This is a genomic window from Sphingobium mellinum, from assembly GCF_037860795.1.
GTDB classification, from domain to species: Bacteria; Pseudomonadota; Alphaproteobacteria; order Sphingomonadales; family Sphingomonadaceae; genus Sphingobium; species Sphingobium mellinum.
Genome location: NZ_JBANRK010000005.1, coordinates 84,892 through 110,584 on the forward strand (window position 1 = coordinate 84,892; position 25,693 = coordinate 110,584).

Annotated in this window: 25 protein-coding genes; 14 read left to right on the top strand and 11 right to left on the bottom strand. The window is 65.0% G+C overall.

What is annotated here, in order from left to right; translation table 11 throughout:
• Positions 1-60 precede the first annotated feature (60 nt).
• From AAC640_RS09135 to AAC640_RS09160, 6 genes are all read right to left on the bottom strand, one after another.
• A complete protein-coding gene (locus AAC640_RS09135; RefSeq protein WP_340265804.1) occupies positions 61-1,026 on the bottom strand; it encodes a MarR family transcriptional regulator in 966 nt (321 codons plus the stop codon).
• A 272-nt stretch (positions 1,027-1,298) separates the two neighbouring features.
• Complete coding sequence (locus AAC640_RS09140) at positions 1,299-2,150, bottom strand: D-amino-acid transaminase (protein ID WP_340265805.1); 852 nt, start codon at positions 2,148-2,150, stop codon at positions 1,299-1,301.
• Between the two features lie 88 nt (positions 2,151-2,238).
• Positions 2,239-3,639, bottom strand: coding sequence for a UdgX family uracil-DNA binding protein (locus AAC640_RS09145; RefSeq protein WP_340265806.1), 1,401 nt, complete (start codon positions 3,637-3,639; stop codon positions 2,239-2,241).
• A 7-nt stretch (positions 3,640-3,646) separates the two neighbouring features.
• Positions 3,647-4,111, bottom strand: a complete 465-nt coding sequence (locus tag AAC640_RS09150) for a hemerythrin domain-containing protein (protein ID WP_340265807.1) — start codon at positions 4,109-4,111, stop codon at positions 3,647-3,649.
• 59 nt (positions 4,112-4,170) lie between these two features.
• Positions 4,171-4,467: a hypothetical protein gene (locus AAC640_RS09155; protein ID WP_340265808.1), complete on the bottom strand. Its 297-nt coding sequence runs from the start codon at positions 4,465-4,467 to the stop codon at positions 4,171-4,173.
• A 126-nt stretch (positions 4,468-4,593) separates the two neighbouring features.
• Positions 4,594-5,844, bottom strand: a complete 1,251-nt coding sequence (locus AAC640_RS09160) for a putative DNA modification/repair radical SAM protein (RefSeq protein ID WP_340265809.1) — start codon at positions 5,842-5,844, stop codon at positions 4,594-4,596.
• Between the two features lie 330 nt (positions 5,845-6,174).
• Here AAC640_RS09160 and rpsU point away from each other — a divergent pair, with 330 nt between their 5' ends.
• Both rpsU and AAC640_RS09170 read left to right on the top strand, forming a co-directional pair.
• Complete coding sequence (gene rpsU, locus AAC640_RS09165) at positions 6,175-6,381, top strand: 30S ribosomal protein S21 (RefSeq protein ID WP_004208618.1); 207 nt, start codon at positions 6,175-6,177, stop codon at positions 6,379-6,381.
• A 76-nt stretch (positions 6,382-6,457) separates the two neighbouring features.
• Positions 6,458-7,018 carry an FKBP-type peptidyl-prolyl cis-trans isomerase gene (locus tag AAC640_RS09170; protein WP_340265810.1) on the top strand — a complete coding sequence of 187 codons (561 nt, stop codon included), beginning with the start codon at positions 6,458-6,460 and terminating at the stop codon, positions 7,016-7,018.
• Between the two features lie 45 nt (positions 7,019-7,063).
• Here the strand turns inward: AAC640_RS09170 and AAC640_RS09175 are convergent, their stop codons facing one another.
• From AAC640_RS09175 to pyrE, 5 genes are all read right to left on the bottom strand, one after another.
• Positions 7,064-8,071, bottom strand: a complete 1,008-nt coding sequence (locus AAC640_RS09175; RefSeq protein WP_422794976.1) for an AI-2E family transporter — start codon at positions 8,069-8,071, stop codon at positions 7,064-7,066.
• A gap of 92 nt (positions 8,072-8,163) precedes the next feature.
• Positions 8,164-9,063, bottom strand: a complete 900-nt coding sequence (gene lepB / locus AAC640_RS09180) for a signal peptidase I (protein WP_422794975.1) — start codon at positions 9,061-9,063, stop codon at positions 8,164-8,166.
• Positions 9,064-9,094: 31 nt separating this feature from the next.
• Positions 9,095-9,496 carry a holo-ACP synthase gene (gene acpS, locus AAC640_RS09185; RefSeq protein WP_340265813.1) on the bottom strand — a complete coding sequence of 134 codons (402 nt, stop codon included), beginning with the start codon at positions 9,494-9,496 and terminating at the stop codon, positions 9,095-9,097.
• The gene (locus tag AAC640_RS09190; protein WP_340265814.1) at positions 9,493-10,230 is read right to left on the bottom strand and encodes a pyridoxine 5'-phosphate synthase; all 738 of its coding nucleotides are present in this window, start codon (positions 10,228-10,230) and stop codon (positions 9,493-9,495) included. The genes acpS and AAC640_RS09190 overlap by 4 nt, the downstream gene beginning before the upstream one ends.
• A 5-nt stretch (positions 10,231-10,235) precedes the next feature.
• Positions 10,236-10,817 (bottom strand): orotate phosphoribosyltransferase, encoded by a 582-nt coding sequence (gene pyrE / locus AAC640_RS09195; RefSeq protein WP_340265815.1) that lies wholly within the window; start codon positions 10,815-10,817, stop codon positions 10,236-10,238.
• A gap of 282 nt (positions 10,818-11,099) precedes the next feature.
• On the opposite strand from pyrE, the gene coxB reads away from it, so the two are divergent.
• The 12 genes from coxB to AAC640_RS09255 all read left to right on the top strand — a co-directional run bounded on the left by coxB (position 11,100) and on the right by AAC640_RS09255 (position 25,540).
• The gene (gene coxB, locus AAC640_RS09200) at positions 11,100-12,119 is read left to right on the top strand and encodes a cytochrome c oxidase subunit II (protein WP_340265816.1); all 1,020 of its coding nucleotides are present in this window, start codon (positions 11,100-11,102) and stop codon (positions 12,117-12,119) included.
• A gap of 17 nt (positions 12,120-12,136) precedes the next feature.
• Positions 12,137-13,804 carry a cytochrome c oxidase subunit I gene (ctaD, locus tag AAC640_RS09205; RefSeq protein ID WP_340265817.1) on the top strand — a complete coding sequence of 556 codons (1,668 nt, stop codon included), beginning with the start codon at positions 12,137-12,139 and terminating at the stop codon, positions 13,802-13,804.
• A 119-nt stretch (positions 13,805-13,923) separates the two neighbouring features.
• Complete coding sequence (locus tag AAC640_RS09210; protein WP_340265818.1) at positions 13,924-14,844, top strand: heme o synthase; 921 nt, start codon at positions 13,924-13,926, stop codon at positions 14,842-14,844.
• Positions 14,841-14,975, top strand: a complete 135-nt coding sequence (locus AAC640_RS09215; protein WP_340265819.1) for a hypothetical protein — start codon at positions 14,841-14,843, stop codon at positions 14,973-14,975. Before AAC640_RS09210 ends, AAC640_RS09215 begins: the two co-directional genes overlap by 4 nt.
• Entirely contained in the window at positions 14,972-15,547 is a 576-nt protein-coding gene (locus AAC640_RS09220) for a cytochrome c oxidase assembly protein (protein ID WP_340265820.1), read from the top strand. The genes AAC640_RS09215 and AAC640_RS09220 overlap by 4 nt, the downstream gene beginning before the upstream one ends.
• A 43-nt stretch (positions 15,548-15,590) precedes the next feature.
• On the top strand, positions 15,591-16,421 hold the full coding sequence (locus AAC640_RS09225; protein ID WP_340265821.1) for a cytochrome c oxidase subunit 3: 831 nt from the start codon (positions 15,591-15,593) through the stop codon (positions 16,419-16,421).
• A gap of 136 nt (positions 16,422-16,557) precedes the next feature.
• Positions 16,558-17,181, top strand: coding sequence for an SURF1 family protein (locus AAC640_RS09230; RefSeq protein WP_340265822.1), 624 nt, complete (start codon positions 16,558-16,560; stop codon positions 17,179-17,181).
• A 61-nt stretch (positions 17,182-17,242) separates the two neighbouring features.
• Positions 17,243-18,652, top strand: coding sequence for a threonine synthase (gene thrC, locus AAC640_RS09235; RefSeq protein ID WP_340265823.1), 1,410 nt, complete (start codon positions 17,243-17,245; stop codon positions 18,650-18,652).
• Positions 18,649-19,518, top strand: coding sequence for a class I SAM-dependent methyltransferase (locus AAC640_RS09240; protein ID WP_340265824.1), 870 nt, complete (start codon positions 18,649-18,651; stop codon positions 19,516-19,518). The genes thrC and AAC640_RS09240 overlap by 4 nt, the downstream gene beginning before the upstream one ends.
• Positions 19,519-19,624: 106 nt before the next feature.
• A complete protein-coding gene (locus tag AAC640_RS09245; protein ID WP_340265825.1) occupies positions 19,625-20,440 on the top strand; it encodes an ImuA family protein in 816 nt (271 codons plus the stop codon).
• Positions 20,337-21,926: a Y-family DNA polymerase gene (locus tag AAC640_RS09250; protein WP_340265859.1), complete on the top strand. Its 1,590-nt coding sequence runs from the start codon at positions 20,337-20,339 to the stop codon at positions 21,924-21,926. The genes AAC640_RS09245 and AAC640_RS09250 overlap by 104 nt, the downstream gene beginning before the upstream one ends.
• On the top strand, positions 21,923-25,540 hold the full coding sequence (locus tag AAC640_RS09255; protein WP_340265826.1) for an error-prone DNA polymerase: 3,618 nt from the start codon (positions 21,923-21,925) through the stop codon (positions 25,538-25,540). Before AAC640_RS09250 ends, AAC640_RS09255 begins: the two co-directional genes overlap by 4 nt.
• Positions 25,541-25,693: the final 153 nt, after the last annotated feature.

A 25,693-nucleotide genomic window follows, 5' to 3' on the forward strand; every position in this document is an offset into this window, starting at 1 on the left:
CAAGCGCGGGTCTATCTAGGGCAATGGGCGGGCGCGTCAAGCGCTGATCTACGCGGCGGCCTAGCCGCACAGGAAGCGGCGACTGGCCGTGAACCAGCGGGTCAGCGCGTCCGCCGTTTCCTCCGTCAGCGCAATGAAGACGCGGCGGCCATCATGCGGGTCGGCCTGGCGGTGGACGAAGCCCTTGTCCGTCAGCGTCCGAATCCAGCGCAGCGCCGTGGTCGGCGGGACGGCAGAGGCGATGCAGAGGCTGGAGACGGAAACACGCTCCTGTTCCAGGCGGGCAGCCAGCAGGTCGAGCAGCATGTCCCAGGCCGGATCGGCGAACAGGTCGCCCGGCAGGATTTCCTCGCGCAGCCGACGCGCCCGCAGCAGATCGCGTACCTGCGGCGCAGTCAGTGGCGAATGGCTGGCATCCTTTTTCTCCCCGCCGATCGGTTCGATGGCGGGCATGCCGATATAGTCGCTCGACCGGTCCGATATGCGCGGCCCCAGCGCGAAGGACGGGGTAGCGTGGCGGGGGCGGGCGGTCAGCGCTTCCAGCGTGCGGGCCAGCCGGCTGACCTCCTCGCTCAGTTGCTGAAGGCGGACGCCCTCGCTTTCCTGGTTCACCTCATGCACCGTTCGCGTGTGGGTGGCGCTGCTCGCGGCCAGCAGCGCCCCGGCCAGATCGGCGTGATCGGGGCCACACAGCAACTGTGTGCGGTCGCTGCGGATGCAGGCATAGGCCAGGTCGAGCGTGTCCAGGCTGACGACCAGGATGACGGCCAGATCGTTTTGCAGGGCCAGCGTTTCCGCCTGCACCACCAGCCTTTCCAGCATCTGCGACGGGCGTGAAGCGAACAGCAGAATGACGTCGCACCCGACCTGCATGTCAAGCCGCAAGGCCGCATCCGCCAGCGGCACGATGTCCAGCAGCCGGAATTGCGCGGCACGGGACAGTTGCTCCACATCGTCCAGGAAGATGTCGTCAGCCAGGATCAGGAGGCCGGGCCGCATATCCTTAATCCCATAAGGTTCGTCCATGAATCTGCCGTTGTTGGTCCCGGAACGGTCCATTTCCACCTTATATCTCCTGTCCCTCTTGTTTCGAACTTAGCGCAAAGTTCGGGTCCTGCCGCTGCTCTCTTCTCCAGATCGGAGAGGGCGGGAGCTGCATTCGCCCTATCTTTATCGGGCGGTTCGGGCCGCCGGTCGGCGCTGACGCCAAAATGGCGCGGCTTTCACGCCGAAATGGGGGCGTCGGACGGGTCTCGCTCTTTCGTCCGAAATGGATATGTCTGCCCGATCGTTCGCCTTCATACCGCTGTACGGCGAGCAAAATCGATATAAAGTTGCCGCAACCGCGTGGCGACCGGGCCGGGAACGCCGGCGCCGATCGCTTGGCCGTCGATGCGGACGACTGCCTGGCAGAGCGTTGAGGCGCTGGTGATAAAGGCTTCGCGCGCGGTCAGCGCTTCTGCGACGGTGAAGGGGCGACGAATGATGGTCAGCCCGCTTTCCTCTGCCAGTGCGGTCAGCGCCGCGCCGGTGCAGCCGGCGAGCACAGCTTGCGAATAGGATCGGGTCACAATGCCCTCATCGGTGACCAGAAAGGCTGTGGAGGAGGCGCCCTCGGTCACATGTCCATCCTCCACCATCCAGGCTTCCTGCGCGCCAGCTTTAGCGGCCAGTTGCTTGGCCATGGCCTGGGCGAGCAGGCCGACGCTCTTGATATCGCGGCGGGCCCAGCGCAGATCGGGTGTAGTGATGACAGCGATGCCATCCCTCACCGCCGGTGTGTCGAGGAAGGCTTTGACTTGCGTGAACATCACCAGGGTCGGCACCATCCCAGGCGAGGGCAGGAAGTCGCGGCTTGCATCGGCGCCGCGCGTCAGTTGCAGATACAGCAGACCTTGGTCCAGGGCATTGCGCGCGACCAACTCCTTCTGAGCGGCCTCGACCTGCGCGCCGTCCAGCGGCAGTGAAAGCCCGATGGCGTCTGCTGATCGCTGAAGGCGCGCCAGATGGGATGCACTGTCGACCAAACGGCCGTCGATGACTGCCGTCACCTCGTAAACTCCCTCGGCGAACAGGAAGCCCCGGTCCAGCACGGATATGCGGGCTTCGGCGATCGGCAGGAACTGGCCATTGAGATAGGCGATGGACATGGATGTGGACTTTCCTGCGGCAAGGCTGTTGGTCGCCCCGGATGTCGCCGCGCGAGAGCCGGCGGTCAAGCCGCGATGTCGGGGAGCTTCAGGCAAGCGCCCGGACCCGCTCGCCGATGGCGCGCAGTTCCTCGACGAAGCGCGTCCGTTCGGCTGCCTTGCGGGCCTCGTCCGGCATCCGCAGCAGAAAGCTCGGATGCACCGTAACCCACGCTTCGACGCCACCGTCCAGCCGGATCGGCGCGCCGCGCGTGCGGCCGATCGTTACCGCCTTGCCCAGTAGCGCCCGCGCGGCGGTGGCGCCCAGGGCCACGATGATGCGCGGCCGGACGAGGTCCTGCTCCTGCTCCAGCCACCAATGGCAGGCCTTGATTTCAGCTGTCTCGGGCGTCTGGTGGATGCGCCGCTTGCCCCGTCGCTCATGCTTGAAATGCTTGACGGCATTGGTGAGGTATAAGCTGCCGCGGTCGATACGGGCTTCGTCCAGTGCGCGGTCCAGCAACTGCCCGGCGGGCCCCACGAAGGGATGGCCGGCCAGATCCTCATGGTCGCCCGGCTGCTCGCCGATCAGCATCAGCGGGGCGTCGACCGGCCCCTCTCCGAACACGGTCTGGGTGGTGTCGCGATAGAGGGGGCAACGGGTGCAGCCCATCGCCTCCTTCCGCAAGGCGACCCAGGCTGCCCCGGCGTTGCCGCCGTGTGACGTCGCAGGATTCGGCGATTTGGCGATCATGGCTGCCTCCCTGGCCTGCGCCCCGGCGACAAGGTCGGGGATAAGTGCTGCTTCGGGCAGGTTGCGCCAATATTTGCGCGGCATTTCCGAAAGCATGGCGCGCCGTTTGAGTCGGGCCGGGTTGAAGATCGCGGCATAATAGCCCTTCCACATCTCCTCGACCGGATCGCCATCCGGCGCGTCAGCCTTGGTCGCGCCCGGTCCTTCGCTCAGCCGTACGCCGTCCCAGTGCAGGCTGACCTCTGGCGTCAGGATCGACCAGCGCATGGAGGCGAAACGCCGCACAAAAAATCCGGCGTTGGCGCGGACAATATGATGATCGGGTTCGAACCAGGCGACAAAGCGCGGTCCTTCCGCGTCCTCCAGTTCGCGAAAGCGCAGGAAGGCCCGCATCTTGTGCATGTCGCGCCGGACCGCCTTGGCCAAACCCTCCACGCGCTGCAGCAGGGAGTCGGCGCGGTCCTCCATGCAGCGCGGGTCCCGCCGCAATTGCAGCAGCAGGGCATAAAGCAGCGCGAAGCGCTCGCGATTGCGGTGTAGTATCGCGCTTTCCGCAAGGTCGACAAAGGCGCGGGGCACCTTGAACCCGCCGTCGTCGCGAGCAGGCGGTGGCGGGTCATGGGCGAGGAGCGACGCCTCTTCGCCCTCAATTTGCCACTCCACGTCCTCCGCGCGAACCTTCGCCAGGGCGAGGCGCCGGGCCGCGTCCCGCCAGCCGTCGAAATCATCCGGACCGCTCAGCAGGACACGATACATGCCTTCGTCAGTCTTTGGCTTCCGCCCGTTCCAGCTCGGCGGGCTTGCGCCGCGCGAAGACGGTCGCGAGCCGCTGTTCTTCCTCCGTCGTCAATTCGCGCGCGGCATCGGGGAACATCTCCTCTTCCTCCTCGTCGATATGGTGGAGGTAGCGTTTTTTCAGATTGGCGAAGGTTTCGCGCCACGCCGGGCTGTTGAACGTCTGCTCCTCCATCTCCTCCAGATAGTCGTCAATCTCCTTGTGCTCGGAGACACTGTGCTGGGCATCTTCCCGCAGATCGGGACGGGCAAGCATGGTTGCGTAGAGGGTTTCCTCCTCGGCCGCGGCGTGGGCGGTCACTTCCACCCGGAATTGGGCGAACAGCTGTTCCAGCCGCTCCGGATCCTGTTCCGCCCTTGCCATCTTGTCAAACAGCTGCCGGTGCAGGTCGTGGTCCTGCTTCAATCGATCGAAAATCGTGGCGTTCGCCATGCTGCGCTCCTCTACATGAAGAACACACAACGACAGGCCCGGGCTTTTGGGTCCGCAGCTCAGCTGATCAAGGGGCGGAAGAGGATGGCGACCGGTATCCAGAGCAGTCCACCCAAGACGCTCGCAAGCCAGAGACGCGCCACATCGCGACGGAAGCGCGGGGCGAGGCCAAGAGGTGACACGTCGCGCTTGCCCAGCCTTTCCCAGCGCCGTTCCAGTCCACGTGCCGCGACGGCAAAGGCGCCGATGGCGACGATCACGCCCAGATGCAGGACGAGCGATCCGCCCATCCGCGCGACAATGCCGATCTGGAGGAGGCAGAAGAGGATAAGGGCGGCGGCCAGATGGCTGCTCATCCGCCTTGCATAACCGCCATTCGCCCTGAGCGAGCCATTCCTGATCGGCACTGACACCCTGTTCGTCCCTGTCGCTGAAATCAGGAAAACATGAACGAGTCAGCGGATCAACGGCAAATTTCGGGTTCAGGCGAAAAGCTCCATCTGGGTGGGGGCAGGGGTGAGCGACTGGCGCAGGTCCTGGCGATCGAGCAGCTGGCCGGGGCGCCAGTCGGCAGCGACCAGAAAGGGCCGCAGCTTGACCACGGAGCGGGTAAGGCGGCCTACATCGTCGAGCCGTAGCGAGCGATGGCGCCGGCTCGCCAGGATGCGGTCTACCGCCTTGACCCCCAGGCCCGGAACACGCAGCAGCGCCTCGCGCGGGGCGCGGTTGACGTCGACGGGGAAAAGGCCACGGTGCCGCAGCGCCCAGGCGAGCTTGGGGTCGATGTCGAGCGGCAGGCAGCCGCTGACAGGATCGGTCGCCTGTTCCATGTCATGCACGGAATAGCCGTAGAAGCGCATCATCCAGTCCGATTGATAGAGCCGATGCTCGCGCAGCAGGGGCGGGCGCTTGAGCGGCAGCACGCTGCTGGGCGAGGGGATGGGCGAAAAGGCGCTGTAATAGACGCGGCGCAAGGCGTGTCGGTCGTAGAGCGACCGGGCGCGCCGGATGATCGTGCGGTCGTTCGCGTCATCGGCGCCGACGATCATCTGCGTCGACTGGCCGGCAGGGGCGAAGCGCGGCGCGTGACGATAGCGGCGGCGGGCGTCGCCCATATCATCGATCGATGCGCGCATGTCCGCCATCGCGCCTTCGATCCGCTTGCTGTCCTTTTCCGGCGCCAGCCGCTGGAGGCCCCCTTCGGTCGGCAGTTCGACGTTGATGGACAGCCGGTCGGCATAGAGCCCCGCCTGACGCGCCAGGTCGGGATCGGCATCGGGGATGGTCTTGAGGTGGATGTAGCCGCGAAAATCATGCTCCTCGCGCAGCGTCCGGGCAACGCCGATCAACTGCTCCATCGTATAGTCGGACGACCCGATGATGCCCGAGGACAGAAACAGTCCCTCAATATAATTGCGGCGATAGAAGTTCAGCGTCAGGTCGACGACCTCGCGCACGGTGAAGCGCGCGCGGCGCACGTCGCTGGAGCGTCGGTTGATGCAATAATGGCAGTCGAAGATGCAACTGTTGGTCAGCAGGATCTTGAGCAGCGATATGCAGCGTCCGTCGGGCGCGTAGGCATGGCAGATGCCCATGCCTTCGGTGGAGCCCAGCCCGCCCTTGCCTCCGGACAGGCTGTCGCGCTTCCCTGTCCCTGAAGAGGCGCAGGATGCGTCATATTTTGCCGCGTCGGCAAGGATTTCCAGCTTTTGCTTGATCGAAAGGACGGCCATCAGTTCATGATATGTTCTATTTATCTGTCTGTCCATGGCCGGGACCGCACGCTGTGGCGATCGGCAGAAGGACGACCCGCGCCCCGTCAGTCCTTGCCGCCGGGATCGATCCGGTCGAACTTGCGGATCATCGCCTCCCAATCGGGGGCGCCTGCACCTGTGGGCAGTTGCACGCCGGGGGGTTGAATTCGCCCGACTCTGCTGGTAGGGCGCGCCCCACACGGCGTAGGGCGACCTGCGACGACTCACCGCTATTATTTTCGGTAGGCCCGTCGGGAGGGGTTTTGTTCCTGGCGAACCGCCCGCTTTCGACTGGAGTTAGACTGGCTTATGCAAATCATCGTTCGCGACAACAATGTCGACCAGGCCCTTCGCGCGCTCAAGAAGAAGCTGCAGCGCGAGGGCGTGTATCGCGAGATGAAGTTGCGCCGTCACTATGAAAAGCCGTCGGAAAAGCGCGCCCGCGAAAAGGCGGCCGCTGTTCGCCGCGCGCGCAAGCTGGAGCGCAAGCGCGCCGAGCGCGACGGCGTTCGTTGAGATTGCTGCCGGGCGGTCGTCCTGATCGCCCGTTCTTCCTGCTGATTACCCGCACCAACTGCGAGGCTTGACGTCCATGTCCACGACGGCTGTTCCCCTTCGTCCTATCGCCAAGGGATCGCTGACGCGACTCTGGATCGGCGTCGCCGCGGTCGCGCTGGCGGCGGGCGGCCTAGCCTGGGCCGGGCAGCGCGGCGTCACCGCCTCGCCTGCCAGCTATCTGACGCGCAATGCGGCTGTGGACGGTGTCGTGACGACCGAGTCGGGCTTGCAGTACAAGGTGCTGGAAGAAGGTACCGGACCCAGCCCGACCCCCGCCGACGTGGCGCTGGTCGGCTATAAGGGCACGCTGCTCGACGGTACGGTGTTCGACGAAAACCCGCAGACGGCGATGCCGGTCGATGGCGTGGTGCCGGGCTTTTCGGAAGGTCTGCAGAAGATGAAGAAGGGCGGCAAATACCGCCTCTGGATTCCGCCGCAGCTTGGCTATGGCGCGCAGGCGGCCGGGCCGATCCCTGCCAATTCGGTTCTGGTATTCGACGTTCAGCTGCATGATTTCAAGTCGAAGGCGGAAATCATGAGGATGCAGCAGATGATGCAGCAGGGCGCCACGCCACCGCCGATGCCAGGCCATTGATGGCCGTCAGAAAGAGGAAAAGGGCCCGATGCGATCGGGCCTTTTTTATTGGGGCAGGGGGACTGTGGCGCTTTCCGCGTCGGCTTCCAGCGCCTTTGAGCGCTCTTCCAGATAGACCTTGATCATCGCGACGATGGGGTCGGCCAGGAACAGGCCCAATATGCCGAACAGGGCACCCAACAGGATTTGCGCCGCCAGCACCAGGGCGGGAGCGAGGTCGGTCGCCCGTTTCGCGACCATTGGCACGATCAGATAGCCATCGATGATCTGCACGATCAGATAGACGCCGAGTGCGTAAAGCCCGATTTGCGTCCCGGCTGAAAAGCCTACGAGCAGGATCAACACGCCCGATATGATCGCCCCGATATTGGGAAGGAAGGCGAAGAGGCCGGTCAATATGCCAAGCAGTCCCGCCATCGGGACGCCCGCGGCCATCAACAGCAGCCAAGTGCCCACCCCCTCTACCGCCATGCCGATCAACCGGCCCAGCATCAGGCGGCGCAACGTATAGCCCATCCGGTCGGCGACCGCATAGAAGGCGGGCCGCCGCTTCATCGGGAGCAGCCAGGCGACGCCATGTTCATAGAGTTTGGGTTCGATCGCAATGAAGACTGCGAGGACCAGCATCATGACGACGCTCGTGACGATGCCCACGGCGGTGCCGACGGCAGCGGTCACGCGGCCAAGCGAATTCAGCGCCTGGCCGGCAATGCCCTTCAGATCCTCCGGCGTATGGCTGATCCCCAGCTGTTCCATCCATACGCCGACGCGATTGAACTGGGTTTCCACGATCTTGCGCATCGCCTGCGCCTGTTCGGCAAGGCTCGACCCTGTAAGATAGAAGGTATAGGCGACGAACAACAGGACAGAGAGCAGCACGATCAGCAGCCGCCATCCCCGTCCGATCGGCAGAATCCGGCCCAGAAGCCGGGTGCCGCCGTCCATCATCGTCGCCAGAACCAGCGCGCCCATGATCAGCAGGATCGGCTGCGTGAGCAAGGCGACGAGCGCGACCGCCAGCGCCATCGCGATCCACACGCCGGCCCGCTTCATCTCATGCTGAACGAGCGGACTGTGCGGCTCGCTGGGGCCGGGTTGCTCGGTGTAGCTGTCTGTGCCGCTCAACCGAGCCCCCTTTTTCTGCTTTATTTCGGGGCTGAAACGCTCTGCGGCCGCAGACTGTTCCCGGCGCGGCCGGCGCGCAGCGCGTGCAGCCAGCTCATCGGATTCCAGGTGGAATTGCCGTCCAGCGAGAAGGTGATGAACTCGGCGCGACCGCCGATCGTCTCCCACGGCACCGGCCCGCCCAGGCCGTTTTCATCGAGCGGCGCGCGGCTGTCGGCGCTGTTGTCGCGATTGTCCCCCATCAGGAACACGTGATTGGGCGGAATGCGTACCGGCCCATACCAGTCGAGCGAGCTTGGGCCCATGTCGATCGTCAGATAGGTGCGGCCATTGGGCAACATCTCCTGCTTCACCGGCAATTGGCACCAGGCCTTTCCAGCGACATCGGTCACGCGCGCGCCCGGGAACTGGCTGGGCGGGCAGGGCGCATTGCCATCCACCGGGATGCGGAGCGGCTTCAGCGCCTTTTGCGGCACCGGCACGCCGTTCAGCACCACCTGGCCGCCGCGCACTTCCAATATGTCGCCCGGCAGGCCGATGACGCGCTTGATATAATCTTCGCGCCGATGCTGGGGCGACACGATCACGATGTCCCCGCGTTCGGGCAGGCGACCGAATATGCGCCCCTTCAGGAACGGCAGGGGGTGAAAGCTCGGCGACACATAGGACCAGCCATAAGGGAATTTGCTTACCACCAGCCGGTCGCCCTTCAGCAGTACCGGCATCATCGATTCGCTCGGGATGTAGAAGGGCTTGGCGACGAAACTGTGGAACGCGAGCACGGCAAGGATGAGCAGGGTTATGCTCTTGACCTCATGCCACCAGTTTATCCGGGTCCTGCCGCTATCCTGTGCGACGGGAGGTGCTGCCGGTTCGTCGGAGGAGAGGGGGCTGTTATCGCTCATGTCTGATGCCGTCATGCCTGGCTTCTCGGATGCGTGGGCGCCGCAGTCATTGCGGCAGGGCTTCGATGATCACGAAGGCCTGCGCCCATGGATGATCGTCGGTGAGTGTCAGGTGAATGACGGGGCGGTGGCCAGGCGGAACCATCGACTGGAGCCGGGCGAGCGCGCCGCCAGCGAGTTCCAGCGTCGGCGCTCCGCTGCGCTGATTGACGACACCGATGTCCTTCATGAACACGCCTTGGGCAAAGCCGGTGCCTACCGCCTTGGCGAACGCCTCCTTGGCGGCGAAGCGCTTCGCAAGCGTACCCGCCTTGGTGAAGGGGCGGCGCGCCGCCTTGGCGCGCTCGACATCGGTGAAGACGCGCCGCTCGAACCTCTCGCCAAAGCGATCGAGCGAGTTCCGAATCCGCTCGATATTGCAGAGGTCGGAGCCGAGGCCGACGATCAACGCACCAGATCCATCTGGTGGCGCATCTCCTGGATGCTGGCTTCCAGGCCGGCGAAGATCGCCTCGCCCATCAGGAAATGACCGATGTTGAGTTCGGCAATCTGCGGTATCGCGGCGATCGGTCCGACATTGTCGAACGTCAGTCCGTGGCCGGCATGGGGTTCGATGCCGTTTTTTGTCGCCAGCGCCGCCGCGTCGGCAAGGCGCCTCAACTCCTCGGCGCGGGCGCTTCCCGACAGATGCGCGTAGCGGCCGGTGTGGAACTCGACAACGGGGGCGCCGAGGCCGATGGCCGCCTCGATCTGCGCCGGGTCGGGTTCGATGAACAGGCTGACGCGAATGCCCGCTTCGCCGAGCGCCGTGACGATCGGTTGCAGCATATCCCGGTTCGAGGCGGCGTCGAGGCCGCCTTCGGTCGTGCGTTCCTCGCGCTTTTCCGGGACGATGCAGGCGGCATGGGGGCGATGCTTGAGCGCGATCTCCAGCATTTCCTGCGTCGCGGCCATCTCAAGGTTCAACGGCACGGTCAGCGCCGCCATCAATGTCGCGATGTCTTCGTCGCGGATATGGCGCCGGTCTTCACGCAGATGGGCGGTTATGCCATCCGCGCCGGCCTTCACCGCCAGCAGCGCAGCCTTGACCGGATCAGGATGCGCGCCCCCGCGCGCGTTGCGAATGGTGGCCACATGGTCGATGTTGACGCCCAGACGCAGGGGAGCGGGGGACTGCTGCATATCGGCTATTGTTTCCGGCTTCCGGGCTTGATGGCGGGGATCGCCGCCAGTTCGGGCGGCACGTCCTGTTCATCATAGACCGGGAAATTGATGCTGACGAGCGGGTAGAAGGGTACGCCCAGATCGACCTCTCCTGCCGACCGGTCGACCAGCGCCGCTTCCGCGACGACGATGCCGCCTTCGCGCTCCACCGCCTCGATCGCCTGCCGCGACGACAGGCCCGTCGTGACGACATCCTCCACCATCAGGACCCTTTGGCCGGGCGCGATCGCGAAGCCGCGCCGCAGTTCGAACGTGCCTTCCGGCCGTTCCAGGAAGACGGCATCCTTGTCGAGCGCGCGACCAATCTCATGCCCTATGATCAGGCCGCCCATGGCGGGTGAGGCGACCAGGTCGATATCCTGCCGCAATTCGCGTGGCAGCTTCTGGACAGTGGCGCGGGCGAGGCGGCCGGCGCGCTCCGCATTCATCAGGACGCGCGCGCATTGCAGATAGTTGGCGCTGCGCCGGCCCGACGACAGGATGAAATGTCCTTCAAGCAGCGCCCCTGCTGCCCTGAATTCCGCCAATACTTCCTCGTCGGTCATTTCCAGATTCGATCCATTCGCCCCTGCCAGCCCGCCTTTTGACGGCGGCCAAGCAGGCGCTTGCCCAGCATGGGCAGGCGCCCATGATCGCGCCCCTGCGCGCGAGCAGCGAGATAGGCGGACGATGGAAGTGTTGCAACAGCCAAGAAAATCTGCACCTGCCCGCTTGAGGCCGGAAAAAACCATGCCTATAAGCCGCGGCAGACCGACCGGGCGGGGGAGACGTGTAAGCGCGCGCCTTCGTTGCAGCGGCGCAAGGGGTTACGGGGTAAGAAGACGCTTATGAAAATGGTGAAATCGCTCGTTCTCGCCGGCTTGCTGGCCTTCGCGCCGGCGGCGGCGCTGGGCAGTCAGGCGTTCGCGCAGGACAATGCCGCCACCGCGGCGTCTGCCGCCAATGCTGCCGCGCCGGCCGATTCGAGCGCGAATGCAGCGGCGCCGGCTGGGACCGCCGATGCCCCTGCCGCCAAGGTGGCCGCCCCGCCGCGCATGAAGCCGACCCAAGGCATCGGCATGCCGCGTCCGGGTGAAATCACCCTGCAGGAACAGTTCAGCCCCACCGGCCACACCGCACGCTGGCTGCACGACCAGATGCTGCTGCCGATCATCACCATCATTTCGGTGTTGGTGCTCGGCCTGATGCTGTGGGTGATGTGGCGCTATCGCCGCAGCGCTAACCCGGTGCCGTCGAAGACCTCGCACAACACGCTGATCGAAGTGGTCTGGACCGTCGTTCCGGTGGTGATCCTGCTGGTGATCGCGGTGCCTTCGATCGGCCTGCTGGCGGATCAGTACAAGCCCGCGCCCAAGGATGCGCTGACTGTCAAGGTGACCGGCTATCAGTGGTATTGGGGGTATGAATATCCCGACAACGGCATCCCTGAATATGTGTCGAACCTGCTGCCCAGGGAAAAGGCGGAAGCCAATGGCGAGCCCTATCTGCTGGCGCCCGACAACCGGCTGGTCCTGCCGGTGGGCCGTCCGATCAAGCTGATCATCACGGGCGCCGACGTGATCCACAGCTTCGCCGTGCCGTCGCTCTGGGTGAAGATGGACGCTGTTCCCGGCCGCCTCAATGAGAAGAGCTTCTCGATCGAGAAGCCGGGCGTCTATTATGGCCAGTGTTCGGAACTGTGTGGCGCGCGCCACGGCTTCATGCCGATCGCGATCGAAGCACTGCCCCCGGCACAGTTCGATCAATGGGTCCTCTCGCAGGGCGGCAAGCTCCAAGGTGCGGGCGCCGCGGCGGCCAAGACCGCCGTAGCCGCCGCGCCGGCTGCCGCTCCCGCCGCCAAGCTTTGATGTAAGGGCAAGACGCCATGACCACCATTACCGCAGATCATCACGGCGATCATGCTCACGAGCATCATGACGCCGATCACAAGCCGGCCTTCTTCCAGCGCTGGTTCATGTCCACGAACCACAAGGACATCGGCACCCTCTATCTGATCTTCGCGATCATCGCCGGCATCATCGGCGGCGGAATATCCGGCCTGATGCGTGCGGAACTGGCAGAGCCGGGCATCCAGTATCTCCAGACCTGGGCGCGGTGGAGCGACGGCCCGTCGGCCACGCTCGACCAGGCCTATCACCTCTGGAACGTGCTGATCACCGCGCACGGCCTCATCATGGTCTTCTTCATGGTGATGCCCGCAATGATCGGCGGCTTTGGCAACTGGTTCGTGCCGATCATGATCGGCGCGCCCGACATGGCCTTCCCGCGCATGAACAATATCAGCTTCTGGCTGCTGATCCCCGCCTTCACCCTGTTGCTGGGTTCGACGTTCGTCCCCGGCGGCACGGGCAATGGCGCGGGTACGGGCTGGACAGTCTATGCGCCGCTGTCGACCAGTGGTTCGGCCGGACCCGCCGTCGACATGGCGATCCTGTCGCTCCATATCGCGGGCGCCAGCTCGATCCTGGGCGCGATCAACTTCATCACCACCATCCTGAACATGCGCGCGCCGGGCATGACCCTGCACAAGATGCCGCTGTTCGTCTGGTCGGTGCTGGTTACCGCCTTCCTGCTGCTGCTCGCGCTGCCGGTCCTGGCCGCCGCGATCACCATGCTGCTGACCGACCGCAATTTCGGTACCACCTTCTATGACGCCGCCGGCGGTGGCGATCCGGAGCTGTACCAGCATCTGTTCTGGTTCTTCGGTCACCCCGAAGTCTACATCATGATCCTTCCGGGCTTCGGCATTGTCAGCCAGATCGTGTCCACCTTCAGCCGCAAACCGGTCTTCGGCTATCTCGGCATGGCCTATGCCATGGTCGCGATCGGCGTGGTCGGCTTCGTCGTCTGGGCGCACCACATGTTCGTCACGGGCATGTCGGTGAACGTGAAGATGTACTTCACTGCGGCCACCATGGTGATCGCCGTTCCGACTGGCATCAAGATCTTCTCCTGGATCGCGACGATCTGGGGCGGGTCGATCAGCTACAAGACCCCCATGGTCTGGGCGCTGGGCTTCATCTTCCTGTTCACCGTTGGCGGCGTGACCGGCGTCGTGCTGGCCAATGGCGGCGTCGATGACGTGCTGCACGACACTTATTATGTCGTGGCTCACTTCCACTATGTGTTGTCGCTTGGCGCCGTGTTCGGCCTGTTCGCGGGCTTCTACTACTGGTTCCCGAAAATGTCGGGCCGTATGTATAACGAGTTCCTGGGCCACCTGCATTTCTGGGTGTTCTTCGTGGGCGTGAACATGCTGTTCTTCCCGATGCACTTCCTGGGCCTGTCGGGCATGCCGCGTCGCTATCCCGATTATCCGGAAGCGTTCGCCTATTGGAACAAGGTCGCGAGCCACGGCTATGAAGTGATGGCTGCCGGCATGCTGATCTTTTTCGTCAACCTGATCTGGTCGCTTGCTGCGGGCAAGAAGGCTGCCCCCAATCCCTGGGGCGAGGGTGCAACGACGCTGGAATGGACTCTGTCGAGCCCGCCGCCGTTCCACCAGTTCGAAACGCTGCCGGTCATCGACTGACACGGCTGGGAAATTCAAGGGCGCCCCGGGCGGCGGGGTGCCGGGGTGCGGCTGAGGTCGTACCCCTGATCAGCAGTCCCGGCGCATTTGACCGCGCCGGGCTGCCGCATGAGGAGCATATGGCAAGTACGCCGTTCATGGCTGGGAGCACGGCTCCCGCGATAGCCGCCGATTGGCGGGATTTCGTCGCGCTCACCAAGCCGCGCGTGATGACCCTGGTGGTTTTCACCGGTCTTTGCGGCTTGTTGGCCGCGCCGGGCCATATCCATCCCGTGCTGGCCTTCACGGCGATCCTGTGCATCGCCTTGGGGGCGGGTGCGGCCGCGACCCTCAACCAATGGTATGAAGCCGACATCGACGCCAAGATGAAGCGGACGGCGAATCGCCCGCTGCCCGCCGGCCGCATGGATCGCCAGACCGCGCTCCATTTCGGCGTCGGTCTGTCCTTCTTTTCCGTACTGCTGATGGGTATGGCGACCAACTGGCTGGCCGCAGCCATTCTGGCCGTTTCGATCCTCTTCTATGTCTTCGTCTACACGATCTGGCTCAAGCCCCGCACAACCCAGAATATCGTGATCGGCGGCGCGGCGGGCGCCTTCCCACCAGTGATCGGCTGGGCGGCGGTGACAGGCGACATCAGTGCGTTGCCCGTGGCACTTTTCATGCTGATCTTCTTTTGGACGCCACCGCATTTCTGGTCGCTGGCGCTGTTCGTGAAGACTGACTATGCCGCGGCCAATATTCCGATGCTGCCCGTCGTATCGGGCGAACTGGCCACGCGTCGGCAGATCTGGTTCTATACTGCCGTCATGGCGGCGGCGGCCATGGCGCCGGTGCTCCTGCGCCTGACCGGGCTGGTCTATGGCGTGACGGCGCTGGTCGGGACGGCCCTGTTTGTGCTCCTCGCCTTTCAGGTGTTTCGTCAGCGCGAGACCGATCCCAGCCGCATGAAGCCCGAGCGCCGGCTGTTCAAATATTCGATCGTCTATCTTTTCCTCCTGTTCGGGGCAGTGGTGGTCGACCGCTGGCTGATGGCATGACGCCGGAAGAACAGGAGCGCGTGCGGGGCCGACAGCGCTCGCGAGCGATCGTCACCGGCGTGCTGCTGGCCGCGCTGGTGATCCTTTTCTACGCGATCACCATCGCGAAGATCAGCGGAGGCCATGGATGACGACCCTGCCGCCTTCGCCCTTTGATCGGGACCGTCGCAACCGGCGCACGCTGATGGCGATGGCCATTGTCGGGCTCGCCATGCTGGGCCTGGGCTTCGCCTCCGTCCCGCTCTACCGCATTTTTTGCCAGCGCACCGGCTTTGGCGGGACCACGCAGCGCGCTGTCGCAGGCGTCAATGTTCCTGTCGCGGTGGGCCACACCATGTCGATCCGCTTCGATTCCAACGTGCAACCCGGCATGCCCTGGCAGTTCTACCCTGAACATCCGACCGACACGGTGACGGTGGGCGCCCGCGAAATGGCGATCTTCATCGCCAAGAACATGTCGGACAAGCCAGTGACGGGATCGGCAAGCTTCAACGTGACGCCGCTTCAGGCCGGGGCCTATTTCACCAAGATCCAGTGTTTCTGCTTCACCCAGCAGACCCTGCAGCCTGGCGAGCAGGTCCGTATGCCGGTGATCTATTATGTCGACCCCAAGATTCTGGCCGATCCCGACAACCGGGACACGCAACAAATTACGCTGAGCTACACCTTCTATCCTGTTGAGCAGGACAAGAAGCCAAGCTAAGGCAAAGACGATAACGCGAACTGCGAACAGGGAAGAGAACGTCATGGCAGGCGCCAAGAACCACGATTATCACATCCTACCGCCCAGCATCTGGCCGTTGTTCGGTTCCATGTCGGCGCTGGTCATGGCGTTGGGCGCGATCATGTGGATGCATCCTGATGCCATGCCGGCGGGCGGTGGCTGGGTCTTCCTGATCGGCGTGGTGGGCGTCCTGTTCACCATGTACAGCTGGTGGGCCAATGTGATCGCGGAAGCCCATGCCGGCGATCATACGCCCGTCGTCCAGTTGCACCTGCGCTATGGCATGATCCTGTTCATCGCTTCGGAAGTGATGTTCTTCGTCGGCTGGTTCTGGTCCTTTTTCGACTTCTCCCTTTTCCCCAGCCAGCTGGCGCCTATCGAAGGGCTTTTCCCTTCGAAGGGCATCGAGGTGATGAATGCGTTTGAGCTGCCCCTGCTCAACACGCTGATCCTGCTCTGCTCGGGCACGACCGTCACCTGGGCGCATCATGCGCTGATCCATGGCGATCGCGAAGGGCTGAAGAAGGGGCTGACGCTGACCGTTATCCTCGGCCTGCTCTTCTCCTCGATCCAGGCCTATGAATATGCCCATGCGCCCTTCCCGTTCGGCAAGACGCCGTACGGCTCGGCCTTCTACATGGCGACAGGCTTCCACGGTTTCCACGTGCTCATCGGCACTATCTTCCTGCTGGTGAACCTGGTCCGCGCGCACAAGGGCGACTTCACGCCGCGCCAGCATTTCGGGTTCGAGGCGGCCGCCTGGTATTGGCATTTCGTCGACGTCGTCTGGCTGTTCCTGTTCGTCGTCATCTATGTCTGGGGTGGCTGGGGCGCGCCGATCCACGGCGGCTGATCCGCACGACATGTCGATTGGATGCGGCCGGGTTTCCCCCGGCCGTTTTCTTTTGCGGGAAGGGCCATTATGGCGGCATGCCGAACCTAGGGAATTGCGCGAACGAAGGCGAATCGCGAAGCGGGAGTGAAGCGCAGTGATACGGAAGGTTCCCCTCATACCCACGATCATTGTCGCGCTCGCCGTCGCGGTAATGATCGGCCTCGGCATCTGGCAATTGCACCGGAGGGACGAGAAGGAAGCGATGCTGGCGTTGGCGGCCGCCAATCCGACCAGGCCGGCGGTCGGCTATCCTGGCGTGCCCCCCGTTCCCGCCGAACTGCTGTTCCGCCGTTCGTCGGCCTATTGCCTGCGGGTCATCGGCTGGCAGACAGAGGCGGGGCGCGCGGCCGACGGAACGGTCGGATACCGGCATATCGCACAGTGCGCGACGGGCGCCGAAGGGCCGGGTCTGCTCGTCGCCCTGGGCGTCACGCAAAAACCTGATGCCAGGCCGAATTGGAATGGCGGCCATGTCAGTGGCTGGATTTCGGAGGAGCCCGATCATCGATCGCTCCTTTCCCGGCTGGGCGGCAAGGCGCCGCCCCTGCGCCCGATGCTGATCGCCGATCGCGCGCCGGCGGGGCTTAAAGCCGTGGCGCCGCCCAGCGTGGCCGACGTGCCCAACAATCACCTCGCCTATGCCGTGCAGTGGTTCTTCTTCGCCGCGATTGCGATCGTCATCTACCTGCTGGCGCTGCGGCGACGGGGTGCCGCCTGAAGGGCGAGGCGTCGTAAAAGCTTGCTCCCGCGGCTTCGCACCGCTACCGCGCTTCCCCATCATGCAATATGTGAGCACCAGGGGAAGCGCGCCGGCGCTGGGTTTCGAGGATGTGACGCTGGCGGGGCTGGCGTCCGATGGCGGGCTCTATGTGCCCGAAAGCTGGCCTCGCTTTTCTGCCGATGATATTCGGGCGCTGGCCGGCCTGTCCTATGTTGAAACCGCCGTTCGAGTGATGGCGCCCTATGTTGCCGGATCGCTGGGCGAGGACGAACTGCGCGAACTGTGCACCGCTGCTTATGGGCGGTTCAGCCATCAGGCGGTGACGCCACTGGTGCAGCTGGACCATCAGCACTGGCTGCTTGAGCTGTTTCACGGTCCGACGCTGGCGTTCAAGGATGTGGCGCTGCAGCTGCTGGGACAGATGTTCGAGCGTTTCCTTTCACGCCGCGACGATCATCTGACCATCGTGGGCGCGACATCGGGCGATACCGGATCGGCTGCGATCGATGCGGTCGCCGGGCGGGAGAAGATCGACATCTTCATGCTCCATCCCGAAGGGCGGGTGTCGGATGTGCAGCGGCGGCAGATGACCACGGTCAGGGCGCCCAACGTTCACAACATCGCCATCGAGGGCAGCTTCGACGACGCGCAGGCGCTGGTGAAGGCGATGTTCAACGATGCCGCATTTTCAAAGCGGTTCAACCTGTCGGCGGTGAACAGCATCAACTGGGCCCGGCTGATGGCGCAGGTGGTCTATTATTTCTATGCCGCCGTGCGCCTGGGCGCGCCGGAGCGGCCGATCGCCTTTTCCGTGCCGACGGGCAATTTCGGCGACGTGTTCGCCGGCTATGTCGCGGCGCAGATGGGCCTGCCGGTGGTGAAGCTGATGGTCGCGACCAACGTCAACGACATCCTGCATCGCGCGCTCGCCGATGGCGATTACAGCCAGGGGCAGGTGGTCCAGACCGCGACGCCCAGCATGGATATCCAGGTCAGCTCCAATTTCGAACGCTTGCTGTTCGACGCCGGCGGCCGCGGCGGCCGCGGCGGCCTGGCGCTCGCCGAGCAGATGAAGGGATTCGAGGCAAACCGGTCGATGCGCCTCACCAATGCGCAGCGCGATGGCGCGGCGAAGCTTTTCACTTCGGCCCGCGTCGATGGCGACGCCATGAACATGGCGATCCGCTGGGCATTCGACGGCGCCGGCCAGGTGATAGATCCGCATACCGCGGTCGGCCTCGCCGCTGCGCGCGCGCTGGAGGTCGACCCCGCTGTGCCGGTGGTGACGCTGGCGACCGCACATCCCGCCAAGTTCCCGGATGCGGTGGAGCGCGCTACCGGGCTGCGCCCGCCGCTGCCGTCGCGCATGGGAGACCTCTTCGCCCGTGAGGAGGCCTATGCCAAGCTGCCCGCGACCTTCGAGGCGATCACCGCCTATGTCGCGGAGCGCTCCACGCCTCGGGCATGACGCTGGAAACGCTGATCGGCGAACCCTGGCCGGACTATGGCCTGGTCGATTCGGGCCATGGTCGCAAGCTGGAGCGCTATGGCCGCTATCGCTTCATCCGTCCCGAGCCGCAGGCGATGTGGGCGCCCGCCAGTGCCGACTGGCAAGCCGATGGCGAATTCGTCCCCGGGTCCGATGAGGAAGGCGGCGGCCGCTGGTTCTATGATCGTCCGGTGCCGGCGGAAGGATGGCCGCTCCGCTGGAACGAGGTGACGTTCCAGGCGAGTTGCACGCCCTTTCGCCATCTGGGCTTCTTTCCCGACATGGCGCCGGTCTGGAGCTGGATGCGCGAGCAGGTGGCGGACAAGGCGGAGCCCCAGGTCATGAACCTGTTCGGCTATACCGGGGTTGGCACGCTGGCGATGAGCGCGGCCGGCGCGCAGATGGTGCATGTCGATGCGTCGAAGAAATCGGTCGCGCAGGCCCGCGCCAATGCGGCCGCGTCGGGCCTGGAGGATCGGCCTGTGCGCTGGATCGTCGATGATGCCGCCAAGTTCGTCAACCGCGAGGTGCGGCGCGGGCGGCGCTATGACGGCATCCTGCTCGACCCGCCCAAATATGGCCGGGGTCCCGATGGCGAGATTTGGCGGCTGGAGGAGGATCTGCCCGGCCTGATCTCCAACTGCCGGCAATTACTGGATGGCGACAGCCGCTTCCTGTTTCTGACGGTCTATGCGGTCCGCATGTCGGCGCTGGCGATCGGCGAACTGGTCGCCCAAGCCTTTGCCGACCTGCCCGGCACGGTCGAGGCGGGCGAACTGGTGGTGCGCGAGGAAGCGCGGGGCTTGCTGCTGCCTACCGCCATCTGGGCGCGCTGGCGGCGTTGAACCTTTTCCTCTCCCCTTGAGGAGAGGGAAGTCTCTCTTCACCCGAACGCTCTACATTGACAGCGCGATTGCCAGCACCGAAAAGGAACATATAGGGAACATCTATATGACCGAGTCGGTGACAACATTAGCTGCGTTGAGGCGGCGCATCGCATCGCTGGAGGGCGGTCCGGCGGTGAAAGGCTGTGGCCGCGTCGCCACCGGCCATGGCCTGCTTGACCAGGCACTGCAAGGCGGATTGGCCCGGGGGCGCGTGCATGAACTGTTCGGCGGCGCGGAGGATGAAGGCGCGGCGGTCGGGCTGGGATTGATCCTCGCTCATCTGGCTGCGGGCCAAGCGCCGCTTTTCTGGCTGCGCGGCGGCGGCAAGGGAATGGCGCGGGCCTATGGGCCGGGGTTGGTCGCGCTGGGGCTGGACCCGGCGAGGCTGCTGATCGGCATGATGGCGACCGAGGCGCTGTTGCTGCAGGCGGCGGCGGATGCGCTGCGCTGCCCGGCGCTGGGCGCGCTGGTGATCGAACTGCGCGGACGTGCGCCGCTGCTCGACCTCACCGCCAGCCGTCGTCTCGCGCTGGCGGCGGAGGCATCGGGAGTCACGGCGCTGCTGCTGCGGATCGATGGCGATCCCGTGCCCAGCGCGGCGGACACGCGCTGGCAGGTGACGGCGGCACCATCGGTGCCCCTGCCGGGCAATGCGCCGGGGATGAGCGCCTTCGACATCAGCTTGCTGCGCCGGCGGTCGGGACCCGATGGCCTTGCCTGGCGGCTGGTCTGGGACAGCGAGCGGGGAGCTTTTGGAGACGAATGCCATGAACGCCATGACCATGGACAGGACGGTGGAGGGCGCGGTGCAGGCGCGCCGCTACCTGGCGCTGTGGTTCCCGTTCCTGCCGCTCGACCGGCTGCGCATCGCGCGGCCTGACCTCTGGGCGACGCAGCAAGGGCCTTGCGCCATCGTCGAACCGGTACGCGGGGCCATGCGGCTCGTCACGTCTGATGCCGATGCGCTGGCGATTGGCCTGACGGCCGGCATGACCCTGGCCGACGCGCGGGCACGCGAGCCCGGCCTTGTCGTCTTCGATGCCGATCCGCATGCCGACCAGGACTGGCTGGAGCGGCTGTGCGACGGCTGCGCCCGCTATACGCCGAGCGTCGCGGTCGATGCGCCGCAGGGACTGATGTTGGACATCAGCGGCTGCGCGCATTTGTGGGGTGGGGAAGAGGCACTGGTGCGCGACGTGGCCGACCGGTTGGAGCGGCACGGCATGCGCGTGCGTCATGCGCTGGCGGGCAGCCCCGAAGGTGCTCATGCGCTTGCCCGCTTCGCCTCCGCGCCTGCCGCCGATGAAGAGGGCGCGCTCCGCCGCCTGCCGGTCGAGGCGCTGGGCCTGGACGAGGACAGCCTAGTCGCGCTACGCCGCGCGGGGCTGCGGATCATCGGTGATCTCGCAGCGCGTCCGGCCTCGATACTGGCGGCTCGCTTCGGCGAGGATGCGGTGGACGCGTTGCACCGGCTGCTGGGCCTGGGCCACCGCCCGCTGGCGCCCCGGCGCCCGCGCCCCATCGTCCGCATCGAACGCCGCTTCGCCGAGCCGGTGGGCAGCACCGCCTATGCGCTCAAGGCGCTGGAAGCGATGGTGGAGGAAGCAGGCGAACGGCTGGGCGAGCGCGGACAGGGCGGGCGCCGGTTCGAGATCATCTTCTTTCGTACCGATGGCCTTGCCTTTCCCCTGCGCATCGAAACCAGCCTGCCGCTGCGCGATGCGGCGTCGATCATGCGGCTGGCGCAGGAGCGGATCGACAGCCTGTCCGACCCGATCGACCCCGGCTTCGGCTTCGACATGCTGCGCCTTACTGTCCCGCAGGCCGAGCCCATGGCCCCCACTCAACTGGCGCTGGAGGGGGGAGAGGTGCGCCGCGAGGAAGCCGTTGCCGCGCTGGTCGATCGGCTGTCGGTCCGCGTCGGGCGGGGGCGTATCCAGCGGCTGGAGCCGCGCGACAGCCATATCCCCGAACAGGCGCAATTGGCCCTGCCGGCGGTCGAAAGCCGGGCGCCTGTGAGTTGGCCGAAGCTGGCCGAACCCGGCGATCCACCGATGCGTCCCATCCATCTGTTCGATCCGCCCCAGCCGGTCGAGGTGGTGGCGCAGGTGCCCGACGGGCCGCCGCATCGCTTCCGATGGCGCCGGACGGTGCATGAAGTGACCCGCTTCGAGGGACCGGAGCGGATCGCCCCCGAATGGTGGAAGGCGAAGGACGGCGCGATCGAAGGGGAAGGCGCCGGCCTGACGCGCGATTATTACCGGATCGAGGATGCGCGGGGGCGGCGCTACTGGATTTTCCGCCACGGCCTGTACGGGACGGAGGTGGCCCATCCGCGATGGTATATTCACGGCCTGTTCGCATGAAGCGGCGGGGCCAGGCACCCGATCCGGCCAAGCCCAAGTCGATCGATCGGCGCGAGTTGAACGCGATCGAGGCGGCGCGGGAGAGCGAGAGAAAGCCACGCCCGCCCGCATCTTCACCACCCGGGCAGGCGCAGCCGGCCTTTGCGGAATTGGGCGTCATGTCCAATTATAGTTTTCTGCACGGCGCGTCCCATCCGTCCGATCTGGTAGGGCAAGCGGTCCATTTGGGCCTCCGCGCCATTGGCATTGCCGATAGGAACAGCGTCGCGGGGGTCGTTCGCGCCCATGTCGCCTTGCGCGATGCTCCCGCCAAGGCGCGGGCTGCCCTGATCGAAGCGAAGCAGGACAGGGGCGAGCCGCCTCGGCTGACGCCGGCGGAAGAGGCCGCCTGTCGCACCGATCTGCGCCTGGTGGTGGGCGCCCGTCTGGTCTTTGTCGACGGCACGCCCGACATCCTCGCCTATCCCCAGAGCCGTTTCGGCTGGGGACGGCTGACCCGACTGCTCACCAAGGGCAATATCGAAGCAATCAAGGGCGATTGCATCCTGACCTTTGGGGACTTGATCGATCATCTTGACGATCTTCTGCTTATCGTCCTGCCGCTCTCCACCGCGCGGCCGCAACAGGTGCATAAAGCGCCTCCCGCTTATTCTTTCGAAGACAGGGATGGGGAGAAGGGGCCTGTCTCTCATCTGCGACTGGTTCCGCCTGCCTCGCCCTCCACATGGCAGGATGCGGTACGACAGTTGCAGGACCAAGCGCCGGGGCGGGTGTGGCTGGGGCTCACCATGCGCTATGCCGGGCGGGATGGCCGCCATGCCGCCACCATGCAGCGCATCGCCGCGCAACTCGGGGTGCCGCTCATCGCGACCAATGACGTGCTCTATGCGGACGATGGCGCGCGGCCCTTGCAGGATGTGCTCAGTTGCATCCGGGACGGCGTGACGCTCAAGCAGGCGGGGCGACGGCTGGGAGCCCATGCCGAACGCCATCTCAAATCCCCCCAGGAGATGGCACGGCTTTATGCCGCCTGTCCGGATGCGCTGGCGGAAACGATCCGATTTGTCGATCGGATCAGCTTCGTGCTCAGCGACCTTCAATATGAATATCCGCATGAGCCGGTTCCGTCCGGCTGGTCCCCCGACGACTGGCTGGAAAATCTGGTGCGCAGGCGGGCGAAGCGACGCTATGGACGCAGCTTGCCTCCCAAGGTCCGGGCGTTGATCGGTCAGGAATTGCGGCTCATCCGCAAGCAGAAATATGCCTATTATTTCCTGACCGTGCACGATCTTGTCCGCTTCGCCCGTGCGCAGGAGCCGCCGATCCTCTGCCAGGGGCGAGGATCAGCCGCCAATTCCATCGTCTGCTTCCTGCTGGGCGTCACGTCTGTCGACCCCATGAAGCACGACCTGCTCTTTTCCCGATTCGTGTCGGATGAGCGAAACGAGCCACCCGATATCGACGTCGATTTCGAACATGAGCGGCGCGAGGAGGTGATGCAATATATCTACCGTCGCTATGGACGCGAACGGGCCGGCATCGCGGCGACCGTCATCCACTATCGCTCACGCAGCGCGCTGCGCGAGGTGGCGAAGGTGCTGGGCCTGGGGGAGGATATCGCCGCCCGCCTGTCCAGCACGGTATGGGGCAGCTATTCGGGCGACCTTGGCGATGCGCGTTTCACCGAAGCGGGCTTTGCGCTCGACAATCCCGAAATGGTGCGGCTGCGCACGCTGGTCGAACAGCTGATCCGCGCTCCCTTTCCACGCCATCTGTCACAGCATGTAGGTGGTTTCGTGCTGACTCAGAACCGGCTGGATGAGACGGTGCCGATCCATAATGCCGCGATGCCCGACCGCAGCTTCATCGAATGGGACAAGGACGATATCGACGCGCTCGGCCTCATGAAAGTGGATGTGCTGGCGCTCGGCATGTTGAGCTGCATCCGCAAGGCCTATGACCTGATGCAGCGCCATGGCCTGGGCAAGCATGACCTGACCGTCGACCTGGATTCCGAAGATACGGAAGTTTACGCCATGCTGCAGAAGGGCGACAGCATCGGCGTGTTCCAGGTGGAAAGCCGTGCGCAGATCAACATGCTGCCGCGTCTGAAGCCGATCAATCTCTACGATTTGACGGTGCAGGTGGCGATCGTGCGGCCGGGCCCCATCGAAGGTGATATGGTGCATCCTTATCTGCGGCGGCGGTCGGGCCTGGAAAAGGCCGAATTTCCTTCGCCCGGCCCGCCGCACAATCCCCATGAGCTGCGGGACCTGCTGAAGGATACCTATGGCGTGCCGCTGTTCCAGGAGCAGGCGATGAAGCTCGCCATCGTCGCCGCCGAATTCACCCCTTCCGAAGCGAACCAGTTGCGCCGGTCGATGGCGACCTTCCGCCAGGTGGGCGGCATGGACAAGTTTCGCGACAAGCTGATCAACGGCATGGTCAGGCGCGGCTATGAACGGGACTTCGCCGAACGCTGCTACAAGCAGATCGAAGGGTTCGGCAGCTATGGCTTTCCCGAAAGCCACGCGCTGTCGTTCGCGCGGCTGGTCTATGTGTCGGCGTGGATCAAATGCCACCAGCCCGCCGTCTTCGCCTGCGCGCTGCTCAATTCCCAGCCCATGGGCTTCTACGCCCCGGCGCAGATCGTCCGCGACGCGCGCGAACATGGCGTGACGGTGCATGATGTCGATGTGAACATGAGCGTCTGGGACAACAGCCTGGAGCCGCTGCTGCGTTCGCGGGACAGTCGGCGGGGCGAGGGGAGGGGGTGGGCGCTCGCGCTGCGGCTGGGCTTTCGCCAGATCGACGGCTTTCGCGAAGCCTGGGCGCAGCAATTGGTCGATGCGCGGGCAAGCGGACTGTTCGCCAGTATCGAGGATCTGGCGCGGCGAGCGGCACTGCCGGCGCGCGCATTGCGCCTGCTCGCCGATGCCGACGCCTGCCGATCGCTGGGTCAGGACCGGCGCGCCGCCTTGTGGGAAGCGCGGCGCACGCCGTCGGACGAACTGCCACTGTTCGCTGCCGCCCGCCAGCGCGAGGGGCAGGCAGGCGAACTGGGCAAGGAGCCTGATGCGAGGCTGCCCATCATGCCGCTCGCCGAGCAGGTCGCGGCCGATTACCAGATGACGCGGCTGTCGCTCAAAGGCCATCCGATGCAGTTTCTGCGGCCTCTCTTCGCCGCCGAAGGGGTGCTGAGCTGCGCCGAAACCAGCGCCGCTAAAAATGGCGCGCAGGTCAGGACCGCAGGCGTGGTGCTGGTGCGCCAGCGGCCGGGCAAGGGCAATGCCGTCTTCATCACCATCGAGGATGAGACCGGGATCACCAACATTCTGCTGTGGGCGCGGCTGTTCGAAATGCAGCGCCGCCCGGTGATGGCGTCGCGGCTGATGCTGGTGGAAGGGGAAGTGCAGCGCAGCAAGGAAGGCGTCGTCCACCTGATGGCCGCCCGCGTGCATGACCGCAGTGCCGAGCTTTCCCGCCTGTCGGACGCGCATCGCCCGAACATCACCCTGTCACGCGCGGATGAATTCCTGCACCCGCAGCATCCTCGTACGTCCAGTCATCCGCGCAATGTGCGGATATTGCCCCGCTCGCGCGATTTTCATTGAGGATGGCGCGCCGGGCCGCGCACCTCGCCCTCTCGTCATCGCGGACTTGATCCGGGCTCCACTCACCTTGTCGAAGATAGCGGAGTGCTGGCTCAAGCCGGCATGACATGAACTGACCAGTTCCCGTGGATAGGAATTCTCATCTTCCGGACC